Annotated in this window: 14 protein-coding genes and 2 pseudogenes; 1 reads left to right on the forward strand and 15 read right to left on the reverse strand. The window is 68.5% G+C overall.

The window, feature by feature from the left end:
• Positions 1-77 precede the first annotated feature (77 nt).
• The 3 genes and pseudogenes from GBA63_RS24090 to GBA63_RS24505 form a co-directional block, all read right to left on the reverse strand.
• A complete protein-coding gene (locus tag GBA63_RS24090) occupies positions 78-467 on the reverse strand; it encodes a phosphoribosyltransferase (protein WP_266096326.1) in 390 nt (129 codons plus the stop codon).
• A gap of 299 nt (positions 468-766) precedes the next feature.
• Positions 767-1,009, reverse strand: coding sequence for a hypothetical protein (locus tag GBA63_RS23765; protein WP_166172283.1), 243 nt, complete (start codon positions 1,007-1,009; stop codon positions 767-769).
• 53 nt (positions 1,010-1,062) lie between these two features.
• Positions 1,063-1,692: pseudogene (locus GBA63_RS24505) on the reverse strand (histone deacetylase family protein); the annotation flags it as partial.
• Between the two features lie 261 nt (positions 1,693-1,953).
• On the opposite strand from GBA63_RS24505, the gene GBA63_RS18135 reads away from it, so the two are divergent.
• Positions 1,954-2,412: a C40 family peptidase gene (locus GBA63_RS18135; RefSeq protein WP_166178363.1), complete on the forward strand. Its 459-nt coding sequence runs from the start codon at positions 1,954-1,956 to the stop codon at positions 2,410-2,412.
• 164 nt (positions 2,413-2,576) lie between these two features.
• Here the strand turns inward: GBA63_RS18135 and GBA63_RS18140 are convergent, their stop codons facing one another.
• The 12 genes and pseudogenes from GBA63_RS18140 to GBA63_RS18195 all read right to left on the reverse strand — a co-directional run bounded on the left by GBA63_RS18140 (position 2,577) and on the right by GBA63_RS18195 (position 12,615).
• On the reverse strand, positions 2,577-3,869 hold the full coding sequence (locus GBA63_RS18140) for an MFS transporter (protein WP_207956894.1): 1,293 nt from the start codon (positions 3,867-3,869) through the stop codon (positions 2,577-2,579).
• Positions 3,870-4,281: 412 nt separating this feature from the next.
• Positions 4,282-4,533: pseudogene (locus tag GBA63_RS24590) on the reverse strand (MerR family transcriptional regulator); the annotation flags it as partial.
• A gap of 240 nt (positions 4,534-4,773) precedes the next feature.
• Complete coding sequence (locus tag GBA63_RS18150; protein ID WP_166178369.1) at positions 4,774-5,205, reverse strand: hypothetical protein; 432 nt, start codon at positions 5,203-5,205, stop codon at positions 4,774-4,776.
• Positions 5,206-5,338: 133 nt separating this feature from the next.
• Positions 5,339-5,782, reverse strand: a complete 444-nt coding sequence (locus tag GBA63_RS18155) for a hypothetical protein (RefSeq protein WP_166178370.1) — start codon at positions 5,780-5,782, stop codon at positions 5,339-5,341.
• A 413-nt stretch (positions 5,783-6,195) separates the two neighbouring features.
• Complete coding sequence (pcaC, locus tag GBA63_RS18160) at positions 6,196-6,570, reverse strand: 4-carboxymuconolactone decarboxylase (RefSeq protein WP_228282162.1); 375 nt, start codon at positions 6,568-6,570, stop codon at positions 6,196-6,198.
• Positions 6,567-7,346, reverse strand: a complete 780-nt coding sequence (pcaD, locus tag GBA63_RS18165; protein ID WP_166178372.1) for a 3-oxoadipate enol-lactonase — start codon at positions 7,344-7,346, stop codon at positions 6,567-6,569. Before pcaD ends, pcaC begins: the two co-directional genes overlap by 4 nt.
• Complete coding sequence (gene pcaB, locus GBA63_RS18170) at positions 7,343-8,626, reverse strand: 3-carboxy-cis,cis-muconate cycloisomerase (RefSeq protein WP_407690820.1); 1,284 nt, start codon at positions 8,624-8,626, stop codon at positions 7,343-7,345. Before pcaB ends, pcaD begins: the two co-directional genes overlap by 4 nt.
• Before the next feature lie 71 nt (positions 8,627-8,697).
• On the reverse strand, positions 8,698-9,249 hold the full coding sequence (gene pcaG, locus GBA63_RS18175; protein WP_166178374.1) for a protocatechuate 3,4-dioxygenase subunit alpha: 552 nt from the start codon (positions 9,247-9,249) through the stop codon (positions 8,698-8,700).
• Positions 9,246-9,950 carry a protocatechuate 3,4-dioxygenase subunit beta gene (pcaH, locus tag GBA63_RS18180; RefSeq protein WP_166178376.1) on the reverse strand — a complete coding sequence of 235 codons (705 nt, stop codon included), beginning with the start codon at positions 9,948-9,950 and terminating at the stop codon, positions 9,246-9,248. Before pcaH ends, pcaG begins: the two co-directional genes overlap by 4 nt.
• Positions 9,951-10,019: 69 nt before the next feature.
• Positions 10,020-11,294, reverse strand: coding sequence for a thiolase family protein (locus GBA63_RS18185; RefSeq protein WP_166178378.1), 1,275 nt, complete (start codon positions 11,292-11,294; stop codon positions 10,020-10,022).
• A 35-nt stretch (positions 11,295-11,329) separates the two neighbouring features.
• Complete coding sequence (locus GBA63_RS18190; RefSeq protein WP_166178380.1) at positions 11,330-11,875, reverse strand: dihydrofolate reductase family protein; 546 nt, start codon at positions 11,873-11,875, stop codon at positions 11,330-11,332.
• The gene (locus GBA63_RS18195; RefSeq protein WP_166180372.1) at positions 11,872-12,615 is read right to left on the reverse strand and encodes a CoA-transferase subunit beta; all 744 of its coding nucleotides are present in this window, start codon (positions 12,613-12,615) and stop codon (positions 11,872-11,874) included. Before GBA63_RS18195 ends, GBA63_RS18190 begins: the two co-directional genes overlap by 4 nt.
• Positions 12,616-12,624 lie beyond the last annotated feature (9 nt).

Here is a 12,624-nt window from a genome sequence, read left to right on the forward strand (position 1 = left end):
AGCTTGTCAGCTAGTCAGCCTGTCAGCCCTTTTATTGTACCGGGTGAGGCGGTTCCTCCCACCGGTCTGTTGGCGGGTCAGGGGGCTTCCCGGCGGCGCCGGGAGGCTTCGAGCAGGCTGATGACTTCTTCGTCGGGGGTCTGGTCGAAGTCGCGGTACCAGAAGCCGATGGCGCCGAGGTCCGGCGGGCATTTGAGGCAGACGAGGTCGTCCACCTCGGACCGGAACATCCCCGCCGTCTGGGCGGCGCAGACGGGGGCGGCGAGCACTATGCGTGCAGGTACACGGAGGCGCAGCGCCTCGACGGCCGCGCTGGCCGTCACGCCGGTGGCGAGGCCGTCGTCGACGAGGATGGCGGTTTGGCCCGAGACGTCGGCCTCCGGTCTGCCCCCCCTGAAGTGGCGGAGGCGCCGCTCGACCTCGGCGGTCTCCTGGCGCGTGACCCCGTCGAGGTAGTCTTCCGGGATACCGAGCCGCCTGACGGCGTCCTCGTTGAGGACGCGTACCCCGCCGGGGCCACGGCCCCGATGCCGAACTCGGGCTGGTCGGGGCGCCGAGCTTTCGGGCGACGACCACGTCGAGCGGGGCGTCGAGGGCGAGCGCGACCTCGTAGGCGACGGGGACGCCCCCCCTGGGCAGGGCGAAGACGACGGAACGCGCTTCGCGGTAACGCATCAGGCGCGATGCCAGCTTCTTGCCCGCGTCCCTCCGGTCCTTGAAGGGCGGCCCCGCGCCGAGCATCCCGGCCAGCTTCCTCATAGCGGTCCTACCGGAGGCTCTTCCAGAAGGGGGCCAACGCCGCGCGGCCCTCGTCCACCTGCCGCACCCCGCCCTCGTACTCCCAGCCCGGCGGGTCTTCGTAGGCCCCGCGCACGGTCGCGGCGACGCATTGCGCGAGGGCGTCGAGGTCGTAGCCGCCCTCGAGCACGAACGCCGGCGGGGGCGCCCCCGACTCGCGGGCGACGGCGGAGACGAGGGCGGCGAAACGCCCGAACGAACCCGCGTCCAACCCCATGCCCCGAGCGGGTCGGCCGCGTGGGCGTCGTATCCTGCGGAGACGATCACGAGCCCGGGCTCGAACTCCCGCAACACCGGAACGAGAACCCCCGCGAACGCCGCGGCGTAGACGTCCTCCCCCGACCGCGCCGGGAGCGGGACGTTGGCCGTGAAGCCGCGTCCCAGGCCGTCCCCAACCTCATACACCTCGCCCGTACCGGGATAAAAGGGGCTCCTGTGGGCGGAGAGGTAGAGCACGGTTTCGTCGGAGAAAAAGATGTCCTGGGTGCCGTTGCCGTGGTGGACGTCCCAGTCGAGGACGGCGACCCTCTCGACACCGCTGGATCTTGCGTAAGCGGCGGCGACCGCCGCGTGGTTGAGGAGGCAGAAGCCCATCGCGTAACCCGCGCCCGCGTGGTGACCCGGCGGCCTGACGACGGCGAAGGACGGCTCCCCGCCGAGGGCGCTCTCGACGGCCCCGCAGGCCGCCCCGCTCGCGAGCTCCGCGACCTCGAAGGAGCCGGGCCCGAGCGCCGTGTCCGGGTCGAGGTAGCCGCCCCCGGAATCGGAAAGCTCCCGCAACCGGTCCACGTAATCCGCGGTGTGGACGCGCAGGAGTGCCTCTCTGCCGGCGGGTTCGCAGGGGCGTCGTTCCACGCGCGCGCCCGAACGTTCGGCGGCCTCGATCCCGGCCACGGCGGCCGGAAACCTCGGCGGGACCTCGACGCCCGAGAGGTCGTTGACGTGGCGTTCCAGGGCCGGGTCGCTGTATACGTGCAAACCTCACGCTCCATGACTTTTCGCCTCCGCTACGACGCCCATTATCCGGCGTGAGGCTCTCCGGGGGCAAGGCCATCCACGCCGCGCCCGTCGCACCGTCCCCTCCCCCTCTTCCAAAAAAGTTCCTTGAAGGCCCGCAGATCCCTGGTAACATCGCCCGCTTGAAGTAGCAAGTAGTTGCAAGCAAGGATATTGGAGGGGGATCTCCACATGCGCAAGTTTGTTGTTGCCCTGTTCTCGTGCGCCGTGCTTTCGGCGGTGATCGTCGCGAACTCGCCTTCCGAGGCGTCGGCGCAGACGCTCTCCGGCGAGGCGGTCGTCGCCGAGGCGCAGTCCTACATCGGCACGCCCTACGGAGCCGGCGGCCTCGACTGCTCGGGCTTTACCTCGGCCGTCTACGCCAACCTAGGCGTCTCGCTTCCGGACGACCCGGTCGCCCAGTACGGCTACGGCGTGCCGTCGGAAGGCGCCGCCGGCGACCTCGTCTTCTTCGACGAGGCCGGCTACGGCATCTCGCACGTCGGAATAGCCACGGGCTACGGCACCGTCATCCACGCCTCGACCTACTACGGGACGATAACCGAGACCCCGATCTCGCAGGTTCCCGGCTACGTGGGCGCTGTGGATCCGGCGTAGGAAAGGCTTCAGGTTACAGGCTTCAGCTTTTTGGTTGATCGCCGATAGCTTCTCGAATAGGGGGCCGGGACAAAAGCCCCGGCCCCCTATTCGCTGTTTGGCTCACGCCCGGAAGCCAAAAGCTCGCCGCCAACGTCGAGATCCTGATGCCCGTAACCTGAAGCCTATCTGGTAATGCTGGCGATCAGCGCTTTCCAGGCCGCGGTTGCCTTGCCGGTACGTGGGGCGTAGGCGATTACGAGGGCTACGGCGAGGGCCAGGAGTAGGACGCCGGGGACGAGGAAGGCGGACCAGAAGCCGAGGGACGCGGCGAGCAGGCCCCCGCCCACGGGGCCTAGGGCGAAGCCGGCGGATGTGGCCGAGGAGGCCACGCCGAAGGCCTCCCCCTGGCGACCGGCGGGGGCGGCGGACTTTATCGCTAGGTTCGCGACGGGGATGGCGCAACCTATGAAGAGGCTGGCGAGGAGGCGCAGGATCCAGAGCTGGGGTACGTTTTCGGAGAGGGCCTGGGGGAGCGCGGCGGCGCCCGCGAGGGCGAGGGAGACGACCATGACGCGGCGGGCGCCGAAGCGGGCGGCCAGGCGTCCACCGAGGAGGGAGCCGAGCGAGGCAACGAGGGCCCCGGTGCCGATGATCCAACCCGCCTGGCTCGCCACCCTGTCGGCCGCCCCGGCCAGCGCGCCGACGAAACCGGGCAACGCGACGGCGGCGCTGGTGATCGACACGTGTACCGCGAACAACGTGAGCAACCCGGGCAACAGCAGCTTGTAAGGAAGGGAAGCGCGCTCCGGCTCGCCTTCGTCTCCGGTGTTCTCCGCCTCTTCCACGACCGGCTTGTTCTCCCTCACGCCGAGGAGGACTACAACGGACGAGACCACCAGCAGGGCCGAGGCTATGAAGAAGGAGGCCCTGAGGCCCGCCGAGTCGGCGCTGATCCCACCGAGCGCGGGCCCAACCCCGGCCGCCACGAATATGACGGTCTGAAGCGCCCCGAGCCTCCATCCGGCTTTCTCCGCCGGCGCGGTCGCGGCAACCAGCGAGGTGGCCGCGGGCACGGTCCCCGTCAGCGTCCCCTGCAAGAGCCTCAACACGAGCAACTGCCACGGCCCCGTAACGAAGGCCATGGACCCGACGACCACCACCGCGGCGATCGTCGCCCGCAGCAGCATGAGCTTGCGCCCCATCCGATCCGAGAGCCTCCCCCACAATGGCGCCACCAGCGCCATCGTGGCCCCCGACGCGCCGTTTATTACCCCGGCCCACGCCGCGGCGTGCCCGACGTCCTCGACCCCCAACGCCTGCACGTACAACGGCATGAACGGCACCACGAACATGAAGGCCGTGGTCCCCAGAAGCTGCGAGAAAAGCAGCGCAAGAAAGGACGCGGTACCCTCCTCCTGAGAGTGGTCGCGCGAGCCCTCTGCTGTTTCCGTCCGCCGGAACCTCGCGCGCGCCACAGCGCCCACGCCCCGAAACCGTTCTCGTAACGCCATACCCTGTACAAACATACCGTACGTGTACGTACGAGTCCAGTTGAGGGCGTTAAAGCGTTCACCCGAGAGGCTACAGGCATCAGGTTGCGGGTCGCCTCCTTCGGAGGCTTTCAGGTTCTCAGGTTTTCAGGGGTGGAGGGCCGGGGCCTGCTCGTGGCTTTCGTAACGCGCCCTTCAAAACCTTATAGCCTAAATGCCTCAAGACCTACTTCCCCAGTTCGCGCATCCTGGCTTCGCAGAGGGAGATGTCGCGTTGGAGTTCCTGGCGCAGGGCTTCGGCGCCCTTGAGGTCTTCGCGGGTCTTGGCTATATATTCCGTCACTTCGCGTTCGCGGGAGCGCAGGTGTTCGGTCGTTTCGGCCAGCACGGCTTCGCGGGTTGCCTCCTGGGCCGCGTCACGGACGGAGAGGAACTCCCGGATGGCGGCGAGGGAGAAACCCATCCCCTTCAGGCGCAGGATGCGCTCCAGGCGCTCGACGTCCGAGGCGTTGTAGAGGCGGAAGCCGCCGGGGGATCGGTTCTCGGGGGAGACGAGGCCCAGCTCTTCGTAGTACTTGATGGTGCGCGTGCTCACGCCAAGCCGTTCCGCGACGCCGCCTATCTGGGAGAGATCTCCGGGCTCCTGCAAACGAACAGCCTTTCCGCGTTCTAGGAGCCGTCAGGCTAAACCCCGAACCCCGGGCCGTCAATCCGGGCGGGGACTCGGGCTATCGGCGGGGGCTTTCAAGCCCAGCTCTTCGGCCGAGACGTCCCCCGGGGTGCGGGATGCGGTCGCGAGGCCGAAGAACATTGTGCGGCGAGGACTCCCGCTCTACCGGGACGGCCCCCGTCATCGCGATGCCCGGCGCGTCGGCCGTGGGGGTCGCTATCAGGCCGTGTTTCTCGCCGGGCGGCCCGTTCGCGGGTTGGGGCGCGTAGCTTCGAACCATCCCCGTCCTCTACCCAGAAGGGAGTCGAGGAAGACCTGCCGGCCGACGCCGATCAGGCCCAGAAACGCCTCATCCATGGCCCCCGGCGGTGGGTCGAGTACCACGCGCTCGGCATCTCTGTAAGGGTCGGACAAGAGGGAGATCAGCTCGCCGACGCCGGTCTGCCTGACCTCCCACCCCCCGGCCGTGTAGGATCGGAGAAAAGACTCGGCCTTCTCCCTCGAACTGAAGATCGGCAACGCGTTGCCGCCGCCGACCTGGGCCGTGAGAACGTCGAGCCGGCTGTGCCGGTGGCGGGCGATCGCCCAGTACATCGTCCGGTAGCTCCGTACGCCACCCGGTCTCGTGTTGGGTCGGGTCGTGGTATCCATCTATGCCGCTCCTTCCGAAAACGCCTGGCAGATAGGGTTCACCGAGACCCCGCGCCGGGCCTCGAACCGGAACGCGGGGGCGTGAGGAGGCTCCCGCGCTGCTTCGGCATCCCTATCTGTCCTACCCGGCCCATCAGACAAGGCAACGGTCCATCCGCTCCACCAGGACGGGCCGGTTCTTGTGATGCTTCTCGTATTCCTCCAGTTTTTCGACCTCGCGGGCGGTCAGCCCTTCGAGCCTGCGAACTACCTCCTCGACGTCCAACTGGTCGTAGTCGGCGACCGGCAGGTCTCTACCCTTCTCGTCGCCTCCATCCGCGCCGCGAGGACCCGACCCCGAAGCGTAGTAGAACGGCGCCCAGGAGAGGGCGACGCACATCCGGACGGACTCTTCGACCATGGCCGAGGAGATCTCGGTCCAGTCCTGGTAGAGCTTCGCGTTCTGCCGCTGAACGGCCAACGCGCCGCCGGCGAGCGCGCGCAAAGACTCCTGGTTCGCCCTCGCCAACCTCTCAGCCGCGCGGTTCATCTCGAACTCCAGCATCGACCCGTACCCCTCCTCGACCTCACGGTTCATTTATCCCTTCCCCGTTCCGGGGTGGCAAGGGCCGCGACTCCCGTGGTGTGCAAACCGGCCCCGCCCGTTCCCCTCGAACCTATTCCCCAGCCTTATCCACAACGGTAAGGCAATGCCATGTTAACCGACGCCCGTAGGCCGGCGTATCGTCTGATTGTCCCAATTTCTTGTAGGACATTTCTCCCAGTTCCGGCCTTCCGGACGAGCCCCGGACCCGGTTTACCGGGCTTCGGCGACGAGGTCGTGGTCGCCTTCGGCTGCCCGGGGGGAACGGAGGTTGCCGCGGCGCATGTGGGTGGTTGCGGCGGTTCCCTCGGCCCTGCCTTCCAGCGCGCGGTTGACGGCGCGGATGTAGGCCTCGTGCTGGTGACCGGCGTCGCCGCCGGGTCTTGCTGAGGGCTAAAAGCCGACGGCTATCTGTTCTCCAGTACCCGGCGGGCCACGGCGAAGGCGGTGTTGGCGGCGGGGACGCCGCAGTAGATGGCCCCGTGCAGGAGGACTTCTTTGATCTCGTCTTCGGTGAGGCCGTTTCTGAGGGCGCCCTCGACGTGCGTGGCCAGCTCTTCGTGGTGGCCGCGGGCCATGAGGGCTGTGAGGGTAATGCAACTTCGGGTCTTGCGGTCGAGGGCGGGTCGCGTCCAGACCTCGCCCCACGCGTAGCGCGTTATGAAGTCCTGGAAGTCGGCGGTGAAAGGGGTGGTCTTCTCCACCGCCGCGTCCACGTACTCGTCGCCGAGGACTTCGCGGCGGACTTTCATGCCGTCGTCGTGGGTCTCGTTCGGTGTCACGTTGCCTCCAGGTGGGTCAGGATGAGTTGGGTGACGGTCTCCGGCTGCTCCACGTTGGCGATGTGGGCGGCTTCCGGGACTACCTCGAAGCGGGCGCCGGGTATGGCGCCCGCTATGAGCCTGCCGTGATCCGGCGGGGTCGCGGGGTCGTCGGCGCCGGAGACGACCAGGGTTGGGGACCGGATGGAGGGGAGCCGGTCGCGCAGGTCCATGTCCCTGATGGCGGCGCAGCAGCCGGCGTAGCCCTCGGGGTCCGTGCCGCGCAGGGTGCGGGCCATCGTCTCGACGGCCTCGGGGTTCTCCGAGCGGAAAGCGGGGGTGAACCAGCGTTCGATCACGCCGTCCACGAGGGCCGCCATGCCCTTTTCCGTGGCCGTCTGGATGCGCTCGTCCCAGACGCTCTTCGGGCCGAGCAGGGCCGAGGTGCAGCAGAGCACGAGACTTTCGACCCTTTCGGGCGCTTCGGACGCGAGCCACATCCCGGTCATGCCGCCGATGGAGAGGCCGCAGAACGAGGCGCGCTCTACGCCGATGTGGTCGAGGAGCGAGAGGACGTCCCGGCCAAGGTCTTCTATGGCGTACGGGCCGGGGGGCGCGGGGGATTCTCCGTGGCCCCTGGTGTCGTAGCGGAGCACCCTGAAACGCTCCCGCAACGCGGGTGCCTGGTCGTCCCACATCTCGAGCGCCGTCCCGAGAGAGTTGGAGAGCACGAGTACCGGCGCGTCCTCGGGTCCTTCGAGCCTGTAGTTCAGGTCGGTGGCGCCTCCCGTCGTCAAGAGGGTTCCTCCTCGCGGTAGAGTTCCAGGGCCCGGTCCACGAATGCCCCCGCGGATCCGAGGTAGCCGGCCGGGTCGAGCGCGGCGTCTATCTCCGCTTCGGTGAGCACCCGGCCGATTCGTTCGTCTTGTACCAGCTCTTCCCGCAGGTGCCTGTTCTCGGCGAGGGCCCTGCGGCAGGCGGCCTCGACGAGGCCGTGGGCTTCGAGGCGCCCGAGCCTCTCCGAGAGGACCGTGGCGGCGTTCTCCGCGAGGAGCATCCCCCTCGTCGCGCCGAGGTTCTCCCGCATCTTCTCCTGGTGGACCTCCAGGCCCTCTACCACCTCGCGGACGTTGGCGGCGGCACCCCCGGCGAGGGCGAGGGCTTCCGAGAGGGCCTCCCATTCCGAGTGCCAGGCGCCGGCGGCCCGCTCGTGCTCCTGGGCCATCGCGGCCTGGAGGGTGTGCGCCAGGTTCTGGACGCGGCAGGCGTTGGCGGCGGCGGTCACGGAGAGGACGGGATTGCGTTTGTGGGGAAGCGTCGAGGAGCCGCCGCGTCCCTCGCCGGCGGGTTCTGACACCTCGCCCACCTCCGTCTGGGCCATGAGGATGACGTCGTGCGAGATCTTCGCTAGCACGCCCGCCAAAAGCGATAAGGTGGTGCCGATCTCGGAGATCCTGGTCCGGTCAGTGTGCCAGGGTACGGGCGCCTCGGCGAGGCCAAGCTCCAGCGCGAACTCCCGCAACACGGGTAGTCCGGAGTCCCCGAGCGAGGCGAGCGTCCCGGCGGCCCCCCCGAGCTGCGCGGCGAGCCCGGAGGCGCGCAGCTCGCTGAGCCTCCGCCGCGCCTCGAGCACGGAGACGAGCCAGCCGGCCGCCTTGAGGCCGAAGGTCGTGGGGAGGGCCTGCTGCAGGAGCGTCCGACCCGCCATCAAGGTATCCCTGTGGTCCCTAGCGAGCGTGGCGCACGCGTCCGAGATCCCGTCCACCTCGCCGAGGATGAGGTCGAGCGCCCGGCGCGAGACGAGCATGGCCGCGGTGTCCGTGATGTCCTGGCTCGTGGCGCCCCTGTGAACGTGGCGGGCGGCGTCTTCGGAGACCTTCGAGACTTCTTCGGTCAGCGCCCGGACGAGGGCCGGGGCGGGGTTGCCGGCCGGGCGTCCTTCCCGCCCGAGCTTTGCGGGGTCGAAAAGGTCCGCGTCGCAGCAGCGAACTATGGCCTCCGCCGCTTCCGTGGGGATCAGGCCGGCGCGCGCCCCCGCGACCGCGAGCGCCGCCTCCGCGTCGAGCATCGCCCGCATCCAGGCCCTTCCACAGACGGCCGCCCGGAGGGCGTCGGGAACGAAAATCGGGCCGAACAGGTCCCCGCTCATCACTCGAACCCGAAGAAGGCCGTCTGCCCCTCGCCCTGGAGACGAACGTCGAAGCGGAGGGCCCCTCCCTCGTTGCGGGCGACGAGGGTCCGTCGAAGCACCGGGGTCGATATCGACGCGAGGACCGGATCCGCGGCGTTCGCCTCTTCTTCGTCCGGGAAGTACAGGCGGGTCGCGACCGGTTTGAGCAGGCCGCGGGCGAAGACCAGGACGTCGACGTGGGGGGCCTGACGTGTTCCATCGGGCGTGAGGACGGGATCTGGCTTCGAGGTGACGAACGAGAAGCGTCCGCCGTCCACGGTACCGGAGCGCCCCCAGCCGGAGAAACCACCGTCGGGGGAGTTGGGGTTAGCCCGGAATCCGGTTGGCGTGGAGTGCGAGATCTCGACCATCGCGTCGGTCACGGGCTCGCCCGCGCCGTCGTACACGACGCCCGTGATCCTTACGGCCCCCGGCTCGTCCGGTGGGACCAACTCCGTCAGGTCTCGCCCGAGAAGCGCGTCGTGGAAGAACGGGCCTATGGTCTGGGAGGGCGTGGGTTCGAGGCTCACGCGTGCGGCCTCTCGAACGGGGTCTTATTGTGGCCTTCGAGAACGATGTCGAAGCGGTAGCCGAGGGCCCACTCCGGCTCGGTGGTTTCGAGGTCGAAGCGGGAGATCAGGCGCCGCCTGGCTCCCGGGTCCCCCACGGACCGGAAGATGGGGTCGTGCTCGAAGAGCGGGTCGCCCGGGAAGTACATCTGGGTGATGAGCCTGCTCCTGAAGGCGGAACCGAAGACCGAGAAGTGTATGTGGGCCGGGCGCCAGGCGTTGTCGTGGTTCTTCCACGGGTAAGCCCCCGGCTTCACCGTGACGAAGCGGTAGCGGCCTTCCTCATCCGTCAGGCACCGGCCCGCGCCGGAGAAGTTCGGGTCGAGCGGCGCGGGGTGCTGGTCGTTGTGGTGGGTGTAGCGGCCCGCGGCGTTCGCCTGCCAGACCTCGACGAGGCTGTTCCGCACCGGGCGCCCGTCGCCGCTCAGGACGCGGCCGGTTACGATGATCCTCTCCCCGAGAGGCTCCCCGTCGTGCTGACGGGTAAGGTCGTCGTCCGCCTCCCCGATCCTGCCATGCCCGTAGACCGGCCCGGAGGCATCAGCCAGAGCCCCCGGCAGGATAACCAGCGGCTCCTTCGGCGCCCGCAGGCGCGTGGACCTGTAATCCGGGTAGGAGTAAGGCGGCTGCCCGGCGCCCTCACCCGTAGTCTGCTGCGTCATGTCTCCATCCCCTCGCTCCTCGACCGCGGCCCCTAATAGCTGAGAGCTGACGGCTGACAGCTAATAGCCCTACCCAACCTTCTCGACGACCATCGCGATCCCCTGCCCCACGCCGATGCACATGGTCGCGAGGCCTAGCCCGGTCCCTTCCCTCCGGCCCAACTCGTGTACCAGCGTGGTAAGTATCCTCGCCCCGGAACACCCGAGGGGATGACCGAGCGCGATGGCGCCCCCGTTCGGGTTCAGCCGTTCGTCCTCGGCCTCCATCCCCCACTCGTGCAGGACCGCGAGCGATTGCGCCGCGAACGCCTCGTTCAACTCGACGAGGTCGATATCCCCGAAGGACACCCCGGCTCTGGAGAGCGCTTTCTCCGTGGCCGGCACGGGGCCTATCCCCATTACCCGCGGCGGGACGCCTGCGGTCGCCATGCTCCTTATCCTGGCGAGGGGCGCCAGCCCGTGCGCCTCCGCGTACTCTTTCGAGACCACGAGCACAGCCGCGGCGCCGTCGTTGAGCGAGCTGGAGTTACCGGCCGTTACCGAGCCGTCACCCTTGAAGGCGGGACGGAGCTTGCCTAGCTTCTCGAGAGTGGTGTCGCGCCTCGGGCCCTCGTCGGCCTCGACGACGGTGTCCACCTTGCGCCCCGCGACTCTGACCGGCACGGTCTCGTCCCTAAACCGCTTACCGTCCTGGGCGGCGACGGCTTTCTCGTGGCTCAGGAGCGCGAAGCGGTCCTGTTTCCCGCGCGATATATCGTAAGTGCGGGCGAGTTCCTCTGGCTTTTGCTCCTCGGCGGTCGTCTCGAAGCGCTCCTGGGCGAGGTTCTCGGCCGTGACGCCCAGAGAGTCGGTGTGTCCCATCTCCTCCATCCTCGGGTTGACCATGCGCCAGCCAAGGGTGGTGTCGTACATGGTGGCTTGGCCCGTCGGGAAGGCGCGCTCCGGCTTCGGTACGGCCCACGGGGCGCGGCTCATGGACTCGACCCCGCCACCTATGTAGACGTCCGCCTCGCCGAGCATGACCGACCGGGCGGCCTGGGAGACGGCTTCCAGGCCAGATCCGCAGAGCCTGTTCACGGTGGCGCCCGCCACGGTCTCGGGGAGGCCGGCCAGGAGCAGGCTCATCCTGGCGACGTTGCGGTTGTCCTCGCCGGCCCCGTTGGCGCAGCCGAAGTACACGTCCTCAACCTCGGAGGCGGGGACACCGGTCCTCTCCATCAGGGCTTCGAGGACTAGCGCCCCGAGGTCGTCGGGACGGACGGGGCTCAAAGCGCCGCCGTGGCGGCCGATAGGGGTGCGGACGGCGCCCACGATCCAGGCCTCTGTCGCGCCTTCGTAGGGCATGGGGTTACGCGCTCCTTTCTTTGGCGAACTCGTGGTCATGCGACGTCATCTAGTACCTCGTACTCTGATTGCACCAGACCGTTCTCGAATTGCCGGGTCTCCACGTGGCGCAGCCGGACGTCGTGGGGAAGCGGTCCGAAGAGCGGGATTCCGGTGCCGATAAGGACGGGGATCCTCGTGATGATCAGGCGCTGGATCAAGCCTTCCCCGAGAAACCCCTGAATAGTCTTCCCACCATCCACGTATAGATGCCCGAATCCACGCTCCGCGAGACGCCGAACCACCTCCCGCGGCTCCGCGGGCATGGACTCGACGGTCTCCGCGATGGCGTCTGGAATGTCCACCCGCCGGCTACTAAGAACGACCACGGGCTTACCACCATACGGCCACGAACCGAAGGACGACGCCAACTCGTAGGTGTTCCGACCCATGACGATCGCGTCCACGGTATCTATGAACTCTTGATACCCGTAGTCCTCGCCTTCCTGCGCGTCTTCCTCACCGGGGAGCCAGTCGATGCCGCCGTCCTCCCGCGCTATGAAGCCATCGAGGCTCGTCGCGATGTACACGGTAGCTTTCATGCTTTCTTCGCCTCCTCTGTCCTGGCTCGCAGGTCGCGCAGGACGCGCAGCTCTTCTTCCGTGGGCTGGTCGGTGGTAGTCGTCTCGTCCGCCACCCTCAGGTCCCAGCCGGTCGCTTCGCGGGCCCGGTCGGCCGTCGCGCCGGGGTGGAGGGAGACGAGGGTGAGCTCTCTCGTCTCGGGGTCGGGGCGCAGGACGCCGAGGTCGGTGATGAGGGCGGTGGGGCCGGCGCCGGTGTAGCCGAGCTCTTTCCGGGAATCGCCGCCGGCGCCGTGGCCGACGGAGGTGACGAAGGAGAGTTCTTCGACGAAGGCGCGCGGTTTGTGTCGGAGCATGATGATGACCTCCTTCGCGGAGGCGGCGATCTCGGGCGCCCCGCCCGCGCCGGGCAGGCGCACCTTCGGGGAGTCGTACGGCCCCACCACCGTGGTGTTTATGTTGCCGAAGCGGTCGACCTGGGCGGCTCCGAGGAAGCCGACGTCCACGCGGCCGGCCTGGAGCCAGTAGTTGAAGATCTCCGGCACGGACACGACCGAGTCGGCGTGCTCGGCGAGCACCCCGTCGCCGATGGAGAGGGGCAGCACGTCCGGTTTCGCGCCCACGGTGCCCGACTCGTAGATCAGGACGCACCCCGGCGCGTGCGTGGCCCTCGCCAGGTTCGCGGCCTCGCTCGGAAGCCCGATACCCACGAAGCAGACGGACCCGTCTTTTAGCTCGCGGCTGGCGGCCACGGTCATCATCTCGTCCGT

This window comes from Rubrobacter tropicus (assembly GCF_011492945.1).
Lineage (GTDB): Bacteria > Actinomycetota > Rubrobacteria > Rubrobacterales > Rubrobacteraceae > Rubrobacter_D > Rubrobacter_D tropicus.